Source organism: Streptomyces sp. NPDC040589 (genome assembly GCF_055594445.1).
This window is the reverse complement of sequence record NZ_JBVIWP010000001.1, coordinates 594966-611061: the sequence shown is the minus strand read 5'-3', so window position 1 is coordinate 611061 and position 16096 is coordinate 594966. Positions and strand designations below refer to the sequence as shown.

The 16096-nt window shown below is 70.5% G+C and carries 13 protein-coding genes and 2 tRNA genes; 9 read left to right on the top strand and 6 right to left on the bottom strand.

Features of this window, described 5'->3' with window-relative positions; all coding sequences use genetic code 11:
• Nucleotides 1-2 precede the first annotated feature (2 nt).
• The gene (locus ACZ58V_RS02735) at nucleotides 3-683 is read left to right on the top strand and encodes an AIM24 family protein (RefSeq protein ID WP_020275068.1); all 681 of its coding nucleotides are present in this window, start codon (nucleotides 3-5) and stop codon (nucleotides 681-683) included.
• 16 nt (nucleotides 684-699) lie between these two features.
• Nucleotides 700-1455 (top strand): AIM24 family protein, encoded by a 756-nt coding sequence (locus ACZ58V_RS02730; protein WP_468187880.1) that lies wholly within the window; start codon nucleotides 700-702, stop codon nucleotides 1453-1455.
• A 145-nt stretch (nucleotides 1456-1600) separates the two neighbouring features.
• Here the strand turns inward: ACZ58V_RS02730 and ACZ58V_RS02725 are convergent, their stop codons facing one another.
• Entirely contained in the window at nucleotides 1601-2122 is a 522-nt protein-coding gene (locus ACZ58V_RS02725; protein WP_468187882.1) for an NUDIX hydrolase, read from the bottom strand.
• On the bottom strand, nucleotides 2119-3600 hold the full coding sequence (locus tag ACZ58V_RS02720) for a zinc-dependent metalloprotease (RefSeq protein WP_471287994.1): 1482 nt from the start codon (nucleotides 3598-3600) through the stop codon (nucleotides 2119-2121). The genes ACZ58V_RS02725 and ACZ58V_RS02720 overlap by 4 nt, the downstream gene beginning before the upstream one ends.
• A gap of 193 nt (nucleotides 3601-3793) precedes the next feature.
• On the opposite strand from ACZ58V_RS02720, the gene ACZ58V_RS02715 reads away from it, so the two are divergent.
• The 3 genes from ACZ58V_RS02715 to ACZ58V_RS02705 all read left to right on the top strand — a co-directional run bounded on the left by ACZ58V_RS02715 (nucleotide 3794) and on the right by ACZ58V_RS02705 (nucleotide 6982).
• Nucleotides 3794-4915 carry an SDR family oxidoreductase gene (locus ACZ58V_RS02715; RefSeq protein ID WP_468187885.1) on the top strand — a complete coding sequence of 374 codons (1122 nt, stop codon included), beginning with the start codon at nucleotides 3794-3796 and terminating at the stop codon, nucleotides 4913-4915.
• Nucleotides 4916-5046: 131 nt separating this feature from the next.
• Nucleotides 5047-5508: a molybdenum cofactor biosynthesis protein MoaE gene (locus tag ACZ58V_RS02710; protein WP_471287993.1), complete on the top strand. Its 462-nt coding sequence runs from the start codon at nucleotides 5047-5049 to the stop codon at nucleotides 5506-5508.
• 382 nt (nucleotides 5509-5890) lie between these two features.
• Entirely contained in the window at nucleotides 5891-6982 is a 1092-nt protein-coding gene (locus tag ACZ58V_RS02705) for a YlbL family protein (protein WP_471287992.1), read from the top strand.
• 122 nt (nucleotides 6983-7104) lie between these two features.
• On the opposite strand, the gene ACZ58V_RS02700 is transcribed toward ACZ58V_RS02705, so the two are convergent.
• A complete protein-coding gene (locus ACZ58V_RS02700) occupies nucleotides 7105-7650 on the bottom strand; it encodes a PPA1309 family protein (protein WP_468187891.1) in 546 nt (181 codons plus the stop codon).
• A 163-nt stretch (nucleotides 7651-7813) separates the two neighbouring features.
• Between ACZ58V_RS02700 and ACZ58V_RS02695 the strand changes: the two genes are divergently transcribed.
• The 4 genes from ACZ58V_RS02695 to ACZ58V_RS02680 all read left to right on the top strand — a co-directional run bounded on the left by ACZ58V_RS02695 (nucleotide 7814) and on the right by ACZ58V_RS02680 (nucleotide 13128).
• Nucleotides 7814-10765, top strand: coding sequence for a UPF0182 family membrane protein (locus ACZ58V_RS02695; RefSeq protein ID WP_471288726.1), 2952 nt, complete (start codon nucleotides 7814-7816; stop codon nucleotides 10763-10765).
• Between the two features lie 57 nt (nucleotides 10766-10822).
• Nucleotides 10823-10896, top strand: a tRNA-Met gene (locus tag ACZ58V_RS02690).
• A 234-nt stretch (nucleotides 10897-11130) separates the two neighbouring features.
• A complete protein-coding gene (locus ACZ58V_RS02685; protein ID WP_471287990.1) occupies nucleotides 11131-12951 on the top strand; it encodes a tetratricopeptide repeat protein in 1821 nt (606 codons plus the stop codon).
• 103 nt (nucleotides 12952-13054) lie between these two features.
• Nucleotides 13055-13128: transfer RNA gene (locus ACZ58V_RS02680), tRNA-Met, on the top strand.
• Nucleotides 13129-13206: 78 nt separating this feature from the next.
• Here ACZ58V_RS02680 and ACZ58V_RS02675 read toward each other — a convergent pair.
• Genes ACZ58V_RS02675 through ACZ58V_RS02665 form a run of 3 tightly spaced genes read right to left on the bottom strand, consistent with a single transcriptional unit; the run spans nucleotide 13207 to nucleotide 15970 of the window.
• Complete coding sequence (locus tag ACZ58V_RS02675) at nucleotides 13207-14346, bottom strand: ABC transporter substrate-binding protein (RefSeq protein ID WP_471287989.1); 1140 nt, start codon at nucleotides 14344-14346, stop codon at nucleotides 13207-13209.
• Nucleotides 14343-15206, bottom strand: coding sequence for an ABC transporter permease (locus ACZ58V_RS02670; protein WP_471287988.1), 864 nt, complete (start codon nucleotides 15204-15206; stop codon nucleotides 14343-14345). Before ACZ58V_RS02670 ends, ACZ58V_RS02675 begins: the two co-directional genes overlap by 4 nt.
• Entirely contained in the window at nucleotides 15203-15970 is a 768-nt protein-coding gene (locus ACZ58V_RS02665) for an ABC transporter ATP-binding protein (protein WP_468187899.1), read from the bottom strand. Before ACZ58V_RS02665 ends, ACZ58V_RS02670 begins: the two co-directional genes overlap by 4 nt.
• Nucleotides 15971-16096 lie beyond the last annotated feature (126 nt).

Here is a 16096-nt window from a genome sequence, read left to right as displayed (position 1 = left end):
TCATGACACAGCAGCTCGCGGGCCACGCCCCCGCACCCGTCACAGCCCGCATGGAGAACCACGGCAATCACATGCTGAAGGTCGCCATGCAGACCGGGAACGACCTCCTCGCGCGCGTGGGGTCGATGGTCGCCTACGAAGGGTTCGTCCAGTACGAGCCCAACCCGCCGGCCGTGCGCCAGATCGCCAAGGACTGGATGACCGGCGAGGGCGCGCCCCTGATGAAGTGCTCCGGCGACGGCCTGCTCTACCTTTCCGACTACGGAGCGAACGTCGTCGTCATCAACCTCAACGGCGACGGCATCTCCGTCAACGCCACCAACCTGCTCGCCTTCGACGCCCACCTCACGTGGGGCGTCGAGCGGGTTAAGGGCCTGGCGAAGTTCGCCGGGCAGGGCCTGTGGAACACCAAGATCTCCGGGCAGGGCTGGGTCGCGCTGACCTCCCGGGGCAAGCCGATCGTCGTCGACTGCGGAGGCGGCGAGGACGAGACGTACGTCGACCCCGACGCGCTCGTCGCCTGGTCCCCGAACCTCAAGGTCAAGGGCAAGCGCAGCTTCAGGGCCCAGTCGCTGATCGGCCGCGGCAGCGGCGAGGCCTACCAGATGGCCTTCTCCGGTCAGGGCATCGTCGTCGTCCAGCCCAGCGAGGACAGCACCGACCGCCTCCGGGTCCGGGGCTGAGGGGGAGCAACACGCCATGCAGAGCCCGATTTTCGCCTACAACGAGCAGCAGACCCAGGACCGCTGGAGCCTGCAGAACAAGCAGATGCTGCGCGTGACCCTGGAGGGCCACGACGACATCCTGGCCCGCAAGGGCACCATGGTCGCCTACCAGGGCCTCGTCGAGTTCGACGCCGAGTACCAGGGCAACGACCAGTCACGCGCGCGTGCGCACACCGGTGAGGGACTCGACCTGATGCGCTGCCACGGGCAGGGCACGGTCTACCTCGCCAACCTCAAGCAGCACGTCCACGTCATGGAGGTGGAGCAGGACGGCCTCACCGTCGACAGCAGCTACGTGCTGGCGATGGACTCCTCCCTGCACCACGAGGTCATCGCCGTCGACAGCCTGTACGGCATCTCCGGCTCCGGGAAGTACCAGCTCAACATCACCGGCCGGGGCAAGATCGCCCTGATGACCTCGGGCATGCCGCTGCTGATGCAGGTGACCCCCGACAAGTACGTCAACTGCGACGCCGACGCGATCGTCGCCTGGTCGACCAGCCTGCGCGTGCAGATGCAGGCCCAGACGCACTCCTCCGGGGTGTGGCGGCGCCGCGGCGACACGGGCGAGGGCTGGGAGCTCAGCTTCATGGGCACCGGTTACGCGCTCGTTCAGCCCAGCGAGCTGCTGCCGCCGCAGAACGCCCAGGTCGGCTCGGGTCTCTCCGCGCAGTACGGCATGGGCCAGCAGGGGGCACGCGGGCAGAACCAGGGCAACGTCTGGAGCTGAGTGCTCCGCGGGTTCGGCCGGCGGGCTCCAGGGGGCTACGGGCCGGTTGTCGGCTGCGGGCCGTGTGTGGCTGGTTGCGCAGTTCCCCGCGCCCCTGAGGGGGCGACCCCACTCATGGCGGTCGCCCCCTCGGTCGGCTGTGAGCTCACAGCCTCGCGCGGGTCGCCTCCAGCAGGCGTACCACCGACTCGTCGGCCACGTCCGCGACCTCGTCGTACCCGAACCAGCGCACGTCGAGCGACTCGTCGCTGACCTCGTGCGCGGCGTCCGGTGGTGCCACGACCGCGTACTGGACGTCGAAATGGCAGTTGCACGGTGGCGGGATCGGATGCCGGTCGAGGCGGACCGGGCCGCCCGGCAGCAGCGAGAGCCCAAAGACGCCGGACTCCTCCGTCGCCTCCCGCAGGGCCGCGGCGGCCAGGGAGGAGTCGCCCGGTTCACAGTGACCGCCCATCTGAAGCCACATCTGCAGCTTCCTGTGCAGCGTCAGCAGTACCCGGCCGCCCTCGGGGTCGATCACCAGGGCACTCGCCGTGATGTGGCCGGCGTGGCACGCCTTCCACAGGCCGTCAGGGTGATCCGCCAGGTGGTCGAGGTAGGCCTGGCGCAACTCGGGCTGGTCCTCGTACCCCTTCAGCACGAGGACCGCGTCGTCGTACAGGCTCACCCGGCGTCGTCGCCCTTGTTCTTGTCCTCGCCTTCGCTGTCGGCCTCAGCCTCGGCCTCGGCCTCAGCCTTCTTCTTCAGATCGGGCTTTCCCGCCGCCTCGCCGAGCATCTTGTCCAGCTCGGAGAAGTCGATCTGCTCGCGGTGCACGAAGCCGTCCGGGTCGTCCAGGTCGGTCGCCGTCGGCAGCATGTCCGGGTGGGCCCACAGGGCGTCCCGGCCGTCGACACCGCGCGCGTCCGTGAGCGAGGCCCACAGACGGGAGGCGTCGCGCAGGCGGCGCGGGCGCAGCTCCAGACCGATCAGCGTGGCGAACGTCTGCTCGGCAGGACCACCCGAGGCGCGGCGGCGGCGCAGCGTCTCGCGCAGGGCGTCGGCGGACGACAGACGGGGCTTCGCGGCGGCGTGGACCACCGCGTCCACCCAGCCCTCCACGAGCGCCAGAGCCGTCTCCAGACGCGCCAGGGCCGCCTTCTGCTCCGGCGTGTCCTCCGGCTGGAACATGCCCTGCTGGAGGGCCTCCTGCAGCTGCTCGGGATTCTGCGGGTCGAACTGGCCGACCACGTCCTCCAGCTTGGCCGTGTCGACCTTGATCCCGCGGGCGTAGCCGTCGACCGCGCCGAACAGATGCGAGCGCAGCCACGGCACGTGCGCGAAGAGGCGCTGGTGGGCGGCCTCGCGCAGGGCGAGATACAGCCGCACCTCCTCCTGCGGGACGCTCAGGTCCTTGCCGAACGTCTCCACGTTCACCGGCAGCAGCGCGGCCTTGCCGGCCGGGCCGAGCGGCAGGCCGATGTCGGACGAGCCGACGACCTCGCCCGCGAGCACGCCGACGGCCTGCCCGATCTGCGTGCCGAACATGGCGCCGCCCATCGAGCGCATCATGCCGATCAGCGGGCCGGCCATGGCCTGCATCTCCTCCGGCAGGACGTCGCCCATGGCGGTGCCCACGCGCTCGGCGACCGGGTCGACGAGCTCCTTCCACGCGGGCAGGGTCGCCTCGACCCACTCCGCGCGGCTCCAGGCCACCGCGGAGGTGGCGCCGGACGGCAGGGACGTGGCGTCGTCGAGCCAGAGATCGGCCAGGCGGACGGCCTCCTCGACGGACTTGCGGTCGGCGGGGCCGACGCTCGTGTCCTTGGTGCCGTCAGGGCTGCCCTGGGAGACCGTCTGGCGGGCGATCTGCTTGGCCATGTCCCAGTTCACCGGACCGCCCTCGTAGGAGAGCATCTGGCCCAGCTGCTGGAACGCGGCGCCCAGGTCGTTGGGGTTCAGGGAACCGAACATGGCAGCGAACGGATTGTCCGCACCTGGGCCACCAGGGCCGCCGCCAAAGCCTCCGGCTCCTGGCAGGCCGCCGAAACCGAACGGGTTGGCCGGTCCCTGACCACCACCGCTCTGCTGGTCCTTCTTCTTGCCCTCGTCGCCGTCGTCCGGCTCCTCCGGCGGAAGGCCGAATCCGAATGGGGTGTCACTCACGGGATTCCTCGGCTTGTAGGGCCGCCGGTTCTTTCCGGCGGCACGGCTGCCCGACATCACCACCCAGCGTAGACACCTCGGGGCGGATCGGGCCTCGGTGCTTCGCCGACTGACGGCCTGCGGCAGGATGGATGCCACCTGGTACGCACGCTTCACTCGTGCTCGTACTGAAGACAACCGCTGGAGACGCCCGGTGAGTTCCCCAGATCCGCAGGTTCGCGCAGCGCGAAACCAGTCAACCAGTTCCGCGAGTCCCGCGGCGCGCGGGCCCGTCGTCGCGGTCACCGGCGCCGCGTACGGCATCGGAGCGCTGCTCACCGAGCAGCTCGCGGCGTCCGACGAGGTCAAGCAGGTCGTCGCCATTGACGAGCGGCGTGGCGAGTGCGCGGCGGCGCAGTGGCACATCCTGGACGTACGGGATCCGGCCATCGCGGAGAAACTGCGCGGCGCCGACGTCGTGGTGCACCTGGCGCTGGATCTCGACCTGGAGACCGACGCGGCCGCCCGGACGGCCTACAACGTACGGGGGACGCAGACCGTCCTGACGGCGGCGGCCGCGGCCGGAGTGCACCGGGTCGTGCTGTGCACCTCGGCGATGGTCTACGGGGCGCTGCCGGAGAACGAGCTGCCGTTGTCCGAGGACGCCGAGCTGCGGGCCACGGCGGAGGCGACAGGCGTCGGCGACCTGCTGGAGATCGAGCGGCTGGCGCGGCGGGCCCCGCGGGCGCACCCGGGGCTCAACGTCACCGTGGTCCGGCCCGCCGTGCTGGTGGGAGGCACGGATACCGCGCTGACCAGGTACTTCGAGTCTCCTCGGCTGCTTGTCGTCGCCGGGTCGAGGCCCGCGTGGCAGTTCTGCCATGTCGAGGACCTGTGCAGCGCGCTCGAGTACGCCGTCCTGGAGAAGGTCGACGGGGAACTGGCCGTCGGCTGCGACGGGTGGCTTGAGCAGGAGGAGGTCGAGGAGCTCAGCGGCATCCGGCGGATGGAGCTGCCGTCGGCGGTCGCGCTGGGCGCGGCGGCGCGACTGCACCGGATCGGGCTCACGCCGTCTCCGGCGGGGGACCTGGCGTACACGATGTACCCATGGGTGGTGAGCGGGAGCCGGCTGCACGACTCCGGATGGCGCCCGCAGTACACCAACGAGGAGGTGCTGGCGGAGCTCCTGGAGGAGGTCTCCGGCCGGCACACGGTGGCCGGGCGGCGACTGGGCCGCAAGGACGCGACGGCCGCGGGCGCCGCGGGCGCGACGGTGGCGCTGCTGGGTGCTGCCGCGGTGGTACGACGGGCCCGCAAGGCCCGGCGGCGGATCTGAGAGCCCCCCTGTGGAGAGACCACCTGTGGGAGCGCACCTGAGCGCACCTGTAGGAGGCTCCAACGCCTACGCGCGCGTGCCGGTCGATAGGTCTATTCCGTGTTGTCAGTCGCGTGCGGCACGATGGAGGCATGGCATCCACGAGCGATCACCCAGGTGAGCAGGGAGCACAGGATCCGATCAAGCTGATCGGGATCCGGGACACGGCCCTCTCCCTGGACGAGGTGTTCCGGGCCGTCGGGGACGACGCGGCCGGCGGCACCGCGCTCTTCGTGGGGACCGTCCGGAACCACGACGGGGGCGCCGACGTCGCGGAGCTCGGGTATTCCTGCCACCCGAGTGCCGAGGCCGAGATGCGGCGGGTCGCCGAGAAGGTCATCGCCGACTTCCCCGTGCGGGCGCTGGCGGCCGTGCACCGGGTGGGGGACCTCCGGGTCGGAGACCTCGCCGTGGTCGTCGCCGTCTCCTGTCCGCATCGGGGAGAGGCCTTCGAGGCCTGCCGGAAGCTGATCGACGACCTGAAGCACGAAGTGCCCATCTGGAAGCACCAGAAGTTCTCCGACGGCACCGAGGAATGGGTCGGCGCCTGCTGATCCCCGGAACCGCCCTCCGGTTGCGTAACCGCACCCCTGGCGTGAGCGTTGTCACTGCGGATGGTTAATCTGCTGATCAGTCAGTTGCGGACGCTCAATGGGGTTGGAGGTCGGCATGGCGGCTCTCGCCTGGTTGCTGATTCCGCTTGTGGCTGCCATCGGCGCGGGGCTCTGGGGCAGTTGGGCCAACCGGACTCGGAAGGCCCGCGGCGACGGCCCGGAACTCACCGGATACGCCCGCTTTCGCGAGGCCATGGAGAAGCCCGGGCCGGGTAGCTGAAGGCCACGGAAACAGCAGGTCACAGACGGTATAGCCCACAGGGCCGCCCCGGACGGGCGGCCCTGACGGTGCGCTGACAGGCCCGTCCCGTACTGTCGAGTCATGCCACGCCGCACCGCGACGATGCTCGCCTCCACCCTGATGCTGATCGCGCTCCTGTGCGCGGGAGTGTTCATCCCCGTGCCGTACGCGGAGATGTCCCCGGGGCCGACGGTGAACACACTTGGCGATCATGACGGCGAGCCGGTGCTGCAGATCTCGGGGCGCAAGACCTATGCGGCCAGTGGCCACCTGAACATGACCACGGTCCGGGTCACGAGCGCCGACTACCGGATGAACCTGGTCGAAGCCGTCTACGGCTGGCTCGCGCACGACAACAAGGTCGTGCCGCGCGAGACGCTCTACCCGGACGGCAAGACCGAGGAGCAGTCGACCCAGGAGAACGCCGAGGAGTTCAGCCAGTCCCAGGAGAGCGCCAAGGTCGCCGCCCTGAAGGAACTCGACGTTCCGGTGAAGTCGTGGGTGATCGTCTCGACGGTCGTCAAGGGCTCCCCGGCCGAGGGCAAGCTGCACGCCGGGGACGTGATCAAAGCCGTCGACGGCAAGACGGTCAAGGAGCCGGCCGACGTCGCGAAGCTCGTCACCGAGCGCAAGCCGGGCCAGGACGTCCGCTTCACGATCGTGCCGGCCAAGGAGCAGACCGCCGCCGAGAAGGAGAAGCGGACGCCGACGAAGACGCAGGACATCACCATCACCACGACGACCTCGGACGACAACGGCGAGAAGCGCGCCATCGTGGGGATCTCCGCGGGGACCGACCACACGTTCCCGTTCACCGTCGACATCAAGCTGGCCGACGTCGGCGGGCCGAGCGCCGGGCTGATGTTCGCGCTCGGCATCTACGACAAGCTCACGCCGGGCAATCTGACCGGGGGCAAGTTCGTGGCCGGCACCGGCACGATCGACGACACCGGCAAGGTCGGTCCGATCGGCGGCATCGAGATGAAGACCGTGGGTGCCCGGGCCAAGGGCGCGCAGTACTTCCTGACGCCCGCCGACAACTGCGCGGCAGCCGCCAAGGACACCCCCGAGGGCCTCACCCTCATCAAGGTGGACACCATCCAGGACGCCCTCGGCGCCCTCAAGGACCTCCGCAGCGGCGATACGGCGGACCTGCCGAAGTGCGGCAAGTAGTCCGCGGGGCCGAGGACGCGTCGGAGCAAGGCGGCCGGCGCGGCTGAGGGGGCTTGCGGGACCGGTGGGGCCCGAGGGTCCCAAGGGACCGGCAAGCCCCCTCACGCCACGGTGCTCCCGCTCTACTCCTCCTCGAACGTCGCAGCCAGCGCCTCCGCCAGGCCCGGGACCAGGTCGGAGCCGGTGAGGACCTCCGTGGCGGAGTCCTTCTCGCGCAGGCGCAGGGCCGACTCGCGGGCGCCGTCGCGCAGGACCGCGACCGTCATCCGGACCTCCTGGCGGTCCGGGTGGTCCGCCACCCACTTCGTCAGCGCGGCCTGGCTCAGGCCCTGCGGAACCTGGGCTTCCGCGGACGGCGGCAGCATCAGACGCTCCACGGCGAGGGCGCAGCCGACCACCGCGTCGGGCCAGGCGATGGTGGCGAGGAACTCGTCGAGCGGCTTGCCCGTTGGAACCTCGTCCTGCTCGATCGGGGTGAGGCCGGAGTTCTCCGACTCGTCCCCGAGACCGAGCCGGTCGGCGAGCGAGGGCTGTTCGGCCCGCAGCCGTGCGGTGTCGACGAGGGCGAAAAGGCGGGCGGGCTGGTCCCAGCCGAGGCCGGAGACGTACTCGTCGATCTCGAGAACGGCCCGGGTGAGCGGGTTCGCAGCCATGGGAGTGTTGGACATGGTCACAATCCTGCCTCGTTCCTGGCCGGAATCGGGAACCGAGTAAACGGTGAGTAAGTTGCATAGGTGGGGCCCACGATCACCGGGGGCCACGCACGGCCCGTGAAGACGCGGGCCTGACGGATCAACAGCGAACTTCGAGGTGCGCACCTTGGCTTTCCAGATGCCGGACCGCGGCGGAGGCCCGACAGGGCCGCGGATGAGAGTGGGCCGCCCGTCCCGGCGTGTCCGCACCCTGCTCATGACGCTGGGCGTCCTGGCCGTCCTCGGCATGGCGTTCACCATGTTCGCGGGCTTTTGGACGGACTGGCTCTGGTACCGGTCGGTGAACTACTCGTCGGTCTTCACCACGACCCTGTGGACCAAGATCGGGCTCTTCTTCGTCTTCGGCCTGCTCATGGCAGCCGCCGTCGGCCTCAACATCTGGCTGGCGCACCGGCTGCGGCCACCGCTGAGCGCCATGTCGATGGAGCAGCAGAACCTCGACCGCTACCGGATGGGCATCGCGCCCTACAAGAAGTGGCTGCTGTTCGGGATCACCGCCCTGGTGGGCCTGATCGCCGGCGCCTCCGCGTCCGGCCAGTGGCGTACCTGGCTGATGTGGGTCAACGGCGTGCCGTTCGGCGAGAAGGACCCCCAGTTCAAGCTGGACGTCTCGTTCTACGCCTTCGACCTGCCCTGGTACCGGTTCCTGCTCGGCTTCGGCTTCGCCGCGGCGATCCTGTCCGTGATCGCCGCCGCGCTCACGCACTACCTGTACGGCGGGCTGCGCGTCACCAGCCCCGGCGCGCGCGCCACGGCGGCGGCCACCGGGCACCTGTCGGTGCTCATCGGCGTCTTCGTGGCCCTGAAGGCGGTCGCGTACTGGCTCGACCGGTACGGACTCGCGGTCAAGTCCAGCGACTTCAGGGCGACCGACAACTGGACGGGCCTGAGGTACGTCGACGCCAACGCCTATCTGCCGGCCAAGACGATCCTGTTCTGCATCGCCGTCATCTGCGCGCTGCTGTTCTTCGCCACCCTGTGGCGGCGCACCTGGCAGCTGCCCGTGATCGGCTTCGGCCTGATGGTGCTCTCCGCGATCCTCATCGGCGGCCTGTACCCGGCGATCGTGCAGAAGTTCCAGGTCCAGCCGAACGAGCAGGCCAAGGAAGCGCCGTACGTCGAGAAGAACCTCGAGGCGACGCGCAAGGCCTACGGCATCGACGGCACCAAGGTCACCGACTACACGGGTACCAGCAAGACCGAGGACAAGACCAAGCTCCGTGATGACGTCGACTCCACGGCGAGCATCCGGATCATGGACCCGAACATCGTCTCGCCGACGTTCCAGCAGCTCCAGCAGATCAGGAACTACTACGCGTTCCCGAACAACCTGGATGTGGACCGTTACGCCAAGGACGGCAAGGACCAGGACACGGTCATCGGCCTGCGTGAGCTGAACCTCGCGGGCATCCCGAAGAAGAACTGGATCAACAACCACTTCCGCTACACCCACGGATACGGAGCGGTCGCGGCCGAGGGCACCAGCGCCGACGCCCAGGGCCGGCCGAACTTCACGGAGTCCGACCTGCCTTCCGAGGGCGACCTCGGTACGTACGAACAGCGGGTCTACTACGGCGAGAAGACCACCACGTACTCGATCGTCGGCGGTCCCCAGAAGGAGATCGACTACTCCGACGACAACGGCGAGAAGACCACCAGCTACAAGGGCGACAGCGGGGTCAACCTCTCCAACCCGGTCAACCGGGCCGCGTACGCGGTGGCGTTCGGCGAACCGCAGATCCTCTACTCCGGCGCCATCGGCGAGGGTTCGCGCGTCCTGTACAACCGCACGCCCAAGGAGCGCGTCGAGGCGGTCGCCCCCTGGCTGACCATCGACGGCGACGCCTACCCGGCGGTCGTGGACGGCCGTATCCAGTGGATCGTCGACGCTTACACGACGACGAACGGATACCCGTACTCCTCGCGTACGACCCTCGGTGACACCACGGCCGACTCGCTGACCGCCACCAACGACAACCGCGCGGTGGTGGCCCAGCAGAACCAGGTCAACTACATCCGCAACTCGGTGAAGGCGACCGTCGACGCGTACACCGGCGAGGTCAAGCTCTTCCAGTGGGACACCAAGGACCCGGTCCTGAAGACCTGGATGAAGGCCTTCCCGGACACGGTGAAGCCCAAGAGCGAGATCTCCAAGCCGCTGATGGATCATCTGCGCTACCCCCAGGACCTGTTCAAGGTCCAGCGGGAGCTGCTCACGCGCTACCACGTGAAGGACGCGACGACGTTCCTCAGCGGCAGCGAGGTGTGGCAGGTGCCGGACGACCCGACGAACCGGTCGGGCAACGCGGTGCCGCCGTACTACCTGAGCATGAAGATGCCCGACCAGAAGGCACAGGCGTTCTCGCTGACGACGACCCTTACGCCCAACGGCCGGGACAATCTCAGCGCGTTCATGGCCGTCGACGCCGAGGCGGGCGCCAGCGACTACGGCAAGATCAGAATCCTGAAACTGCCGACCAACACCACGGTCAACGGACCCAAGCAGGTCCAGAGCCAGTTCAACTCGCAAGAGGACATCGCCGAGTCCATCAGGCTCCTGAGAGGCGGCGACTCCGAGGTCGAGTACGGCAACCTGTTGACGGTGCCCCTCGACGGAGGACTGCTGTACGTGGAGCCGGTCTACGTACGCGGTGGTGGACTGAAGTACCCGCTGCTGCGCAAGGTGCTGGTCACCTACGGAGGCCAGACGGCCTTCGAGAACACGCTCGACGAGGCCCTCAACAAGATCTTCGGGGCGGAGGGCGCCACGCCTGAGCCACCGGACGACGGCGACACGACACCACCACCACCGACGTCCGAGGACCCGACGGTCAAGCAGGCCCTGGAAGACGCCCAGAAGGCGTTCACCGAGGGCCAGGACGCCCTGAAGGAGAACGACTGGGAGGCGTACGGCCGGGCGCAGAAGGACCTGGAGGACGCCCTGCAGCGCGCTGAGGAGGCGCAGGCCGCGGCGGACAAGGCCGGCGGTGCCGGGGGCGGGGAGAGCAAGCCCGGCGGCAGCCCCAGCGCCAGTCCGAGCGGCAGCCCGAGCTCGAAGCCGAGCAGCTAGGCCTCCGGCCTGGTCAAATGCTCCCCCCGCGCCGTGATACGGTTGTGAACACAACGGCGCGGGGTGGAGCAGCTCGGTAGCTCGCTGGGCTCATAACCCAGAGGTCGCAGGTTCAAATCCTGTCCCCGCTACTGAAATCGCGAAGTCCGAGTGACGGAGCGACATCGAAGGCCCGGATTCCACAAAGGAATCCGGGCCTTCGTGATGTGTGAACGCATGTGCTGGTGGGGGCTGCGGCCGTGCCGCCGGGGGGAGTTGGGAGATCTGTGTTTGACTTGTCTCTCTGTGGGCATGTCGACAAAACGCTGTAGTGACCTCAATGGCTGCGGTATACCAGGTGTACCCAGGTTGCAGGTGGTGCGACGATGGACGTTATGGGGGACAAGGCAACTCTGTTCGAGACAGGGCGTTTTGTGCAGCCTTCCAGCCGGGAGGACACCGACACCCCGGACGAGACCGGGGAAATCGCCGACGAGGCGGCCGAGGAGCTGCGTCAGCGGCTCGCCGCGGAGGCCGGTGATGTCGAGGCGATGAGTGTTCTCGGGGCCATGCTGCTGCGCCGTGGTGATCTCGACGGTGCCGAACCTCATCTGCGTGCCGCCACCGCCGCGGGCGACCGGGCGGCCGCCAACAACCTGGGAGTCCTTCTCCACCAGCGGGGATACGCCGACGAGGCCGCCGGATGGTGGCGGATCGCCGCCGTCGCCGGATCCACGGCGGCCGCGCACGCCCTCGGCCGGCACCACCGCGAGCGCGGCGACGAACCCGCCGCCGAGTACTGGCTGCGCCAGTCCGCGGAACAGGGCCACACCCTGGGCGCGTACGCCCTCGCCGACCTGTTGGAGCACCGGGGCGACGCCGGGGCCGAGCACTGGATGCGGGCCGCGGCCGAGCGCGGGCACCGGGAGGCGGCGTACCGGCTGGCGCGGGCGCTGGACCGCAAGGCGGCGCGGGAGGCCGGCGACGACGGCGCACCCGTGCCGGACGAGGCCGAGCAGTGGTACCTGCAGGCCGCCGCGCGCGGCCACCGGCGGGCCGCGCTGCACCTCGGGACGATCCTGGAGAAGCGCGGCGAGCTCAAGGAGGCCGGGCGCTGGTACCTGACGTCCGCCAAGGACGGCGAGGCGCGGGCCGCCTGCGCGCTCGGATTCCTGCTGCGCGACGCGGGCGACACCGAGAACGCCGCCGTGTGGTGGCTGCGGGCCGCTCAGGAGGGCGACGGCAACGCGGCGAACGCGCTGGGCGCGCTGCACGCCGAGCGGGGCGAGACCCAGACCGCCGAGCGGTGGTACCGGGCCGCGATGGACGCGGGCGACGTCAACGGCGCGTACAACCTCGGGCTGCTCTGCGCCGAGCAGGGGCGCACCCCGCACGCCGAGCAGTGGTACCGGCGCGCTGCCTACGCGGGGCACCAGGAGGCCGCGAACGCGCTGGCGATCCTGCTGCTGCGGGCCGGGGACGAGACGGGCGCGGAGCCGTGGTTCTCCAAGGCCGCGGAGGCCGGGAGCGTGGACGCCGCCTTCAACCTGGGCATCCTCCACGCCGGACGGGGCGAGGAGCAGGCCGCGCTGCGCTGGTACGAGCGGGCCGCCGCCGCCGGGCACACGGAGGCCGCGCTGCAGGTCGGCATGGCGCGGCTGCGGGACGGCGACGACCAGGAGGCCGAACGGCACCTGCGGTGCGCGGCCGGAGGCGGGAGCGCCGAGGCCGCGTACCGGCTGGCGACCGTGCTCGACGCGCGCCGGCCGCCGGAGCCGGCGCACGAGCTCGGGGAGCCGGTGCACCGGCGGAGCGAGTGCGAGGAATGGTACGAGCGGGCGGCCTCGCAGGGGCACCGGCGGGCGCAGGTACGGGTCGGCATGCACGCCGCGGCCCGGGGTGACGTCGTCGAGGCGGCTCGGTGGTACCGGGAGGCGGCCGAGGCCGGGTCCCGCAACGGCGCGTTCAATCTGGGGCTGCTGCTGGCCCGGGAGGGCAGCGATCCCGAGGCGGTGGTGTGGTGGACGCGGGCCGCCGATGCGGGGCACGGGCGGGCGGCGTTGCGGCTCGCCCTGGTCTACGCGCGTCGGGGCGAGCTGACGGAGGGGCAGCGGTGGGCCGACCGTGCGGTGTCTCTCGGGCCCGCGTCTGTGGCGGAGCGGGCGGCTCGCTTGCGGGACGCGCTTCGCCAGGAGCTGTCGGCGTAGAGCTGGGCCGGGCTGCGAGGTGCTCGGCCCGGCCCGCCGCCAGGCCTCGTCGTGAAGCGATTTGCATCCGGCCTCCGCGTTCACGTAACGTTGCATTCAACGACGCGGGGTGGAGCAGCTCGGTAGCTCGCTGGGCTCATAACCCAGAGGTCGCAGGTTCAAATCCTGTCCCCGCTACTGAAGGCCGAGGGCCGGAATCCGAAAGGGTTCCGGCCCTCGGTGCGTGTTCAGGAGTGCGTGTATAGGAGTGCGTGTTCAGGGGCGGTGCCCCACCGCCTCCTCGTAGAGGGAACGGTTCACGGTCCGGGACTCGGGGAGCGCGGCGTCTTCCGCCACACCCTGTGCCCGGTAGGCCGCCTGGAGGCGGGCCGTCGTGCCGGCGCGGATCTCCCAGTCCATGCGCAGGGACGGGGTGGAGCGGAGGATCGCCTCGTCCGTCTTCAGGAGATCCGCCAGGTACGTGACGTACCTCTCGTTCTGTTTGTAGTCGGCCGCGAAGTACGTGTTCACCGTGCGGATGTACGCCCGCAGCAGGGCCACGCCCGCGTCCACGTCGTCGTTCAGCAGGCTCGGGCCGTAGAGCATGCCGCCCAGGGGCTCGCCGGGTGGCTGGCCTCCCAGGAAGGCGTAGCCCGGCTCGCCGTCGACCCGGCGCCACACCGGGTCCAGCAGCCACGCGGAGTCGACGCCGCCGTTCCGCAGGGCGGTGAGGACGTCGGCGGAGCCCAGCTGCTGGTAGCGGATCCGGTCGAGGCCGCCGCCGTGCTGCTCCAGGGCCTGTTCCATGGGGTAGGCGATCACCGAGCCCTTGCCGATCATCGTGCCGAGTGTCCGGTCGGCCATCCGGACGGCGGCCGGCGTCTCGCCGTCCTTCAGCCGGACCCACAGGCCGCTCTTGGACTTCGGGCCGGGGGAGAAGTTCCCTGCGACCCAGCGGATGACGAAGCCGCCGCGGATGCCGTTCATGACAGCCGCCTCCGGGGCCGCCCAGAGCGCGTCCACCTCGCCCTTGGCCAGCAGCGGGAGGGCCTCGGGCGTCGGCAGCACCTTCAGCGTGACGTCCAGGCCCTCTTTCTCGAACTCGCCCTTGTCGAGGGCGACCCGCAGCGGTGCCACGTACTCCGCGCTCAGCGTGCCCGTCGCGATGGTCAGCTTCCGGGGCTCGGCGAGCCGTTGCGGGGCCGGGGAGCCCGGGCGGCAGCGGGCCGGGGCGCGGTCGGGGGCGCGGTCGGCGGGGTCCGTCCAGGACGCGGCGCCGCAGCCCTGGACCGGGCGGATCGTGCGCGTCGCCGTGTCGGCTTCCGGCCGCGACGGTCCGGAGGACGGCGACGAGCAGGCCGCCGAGGCCAGCAGCGCGCCCGCGAGCAGGGCGAGGCCGTACGTACGTGCCCTCATGCCTGCCCCCGTCCCCGGTCGCGCGGTGCCCACGGGGTGAGCAACCGGCCGACGAAGCGGACCAGTTCGGAGAAGAGCACGCCCAGGGCGGCGACGCAGACGATGCCGACGAACATCACGTCGTTCCGGAAGAGGGCGCGGGAGTCGAAGATCAGATGGCCCAGGCCGTCGGACGCGGCGATCTGCTCGGAGGCGACGATCACCAGGACCGCCACGCCCGCCGCGATCCGCGCGCCGACCAGGACGGCGGGCAGGGAGGCCGGGAGCAGGACATGGCGGAACATCTGCCACGGGGAGGCTCCGAAGACCCGGCCGGCGTCCCGGTGGCCGTCGGGGACCGCCATGACCGCGGACATCGTGGAGATCCAGACGAAGAAGAAGACCGTGGCCGCCACCAGGGCCACCTGCGGGCCCTCGCCCAGGCCGAACATGTTCAGGAAGACGGGCAGCAGGGCCAGCTTCGGTACGACGTACAGGGCGTCCAGGAGCGGTTCCAGGGCGGCCCGCACCAGCGGCAGCGAACCCATCAGCAGGCCCAGCAGGTAGCCCGCCGCCGTGCCGACGGCGTAGCCGGCCAGGACGCGCTTGAGTGTCGCCCACACGTCCGGCCACAGGTCACCGGCCGCGGCCCGGTCCCAGCCGTCGGCGAGGATCGTGGTCGGTGCCGGGTAGATCCGCTCGTCGATCCAGCCCCGGACGGCCGCGAGCTGCCAGAGCAGCACCAGGAGGAGGGGGACGGCCGCCGCGAGGGACAGTTCCAGGGCGCGGCGGCGGCGATGGGTACGTACGGGGTGCGACTCGTGCGGGCCCGGGCGGCGGACCAGGGCCGGGCCTCGCGTCCCGGGGGCGACGGTGGTCATGCGGGCACCGCCTCCTTCCGCAGCAGGTCCCACAACTCGCTCTTCAGCGCGGTGAACTCGGGGGTGGCGCGGACGTCGCCGGTGCGCGGGCGCGGGAAGGGCGGGCGGTGTTCGGCGATGATCCGGCCCGGGCGGGCGGACATCACGCACACGCGGTCGCCGAGCACGATCGCCTCCTCCAGGCTGTGGGTGATGAAGAGGGTCGTGGTGCGCAGGGCCTGGGTGATCTCCAGCAGTTCGTCCTGGAGGATCATGCGGAGCTGGGCGTCCAAGGCGGCGAACGGTTCGTCCATCAGCAGCAGTTCGGGCTCGACGGCGAGCGCGCGGGCGATGGCGACCCGCTGGCGCATGCCGCCCGAGAGGGTCGCCGGATAGGCGTGCGCGAAGTCGGCGAGGCCCATGCGGGCCAGCCACTCGGCGGCGCGGGCGTTCGCCTCCCGGCGCGGGACGCGCTGCACGTCGAGGCCGAAGCGGACGTTGGCCTGGACGGTCTTCCAGTCGTAGATGCCGTAGTCCTGGAAGATCATGGCCGCCGGGCGTGCGCTGGAGGTGCGGATCTCCAGCGTGCCGGTGCTGGGCCGGAGCAGTCCGGCGGCGATGCGCAGCAACGTGGATTTGCCACAGCCCGAGGGGCCTACGAGGCAGACGAACTCGCCGGGAGCGACGGTCAGGTCGAGGGGACCGAGGGCGTCGACCGCGCGGGGGCCCCGGCCGAAGGTGCGCGTCAGGTCATGGGCGGTGAGTTTTGGATACGGCTCTCCCACTTCGGTCTCCTCGCGGAGTGCGGAACGGACTGGTGGGTGCCGTTGACCATATGACGACCCGTCAGATACGGGAAGTGCGCAGACACGGACAAGCCCCGGCACCCATCGGTGCCGGGGCTGTCGGGA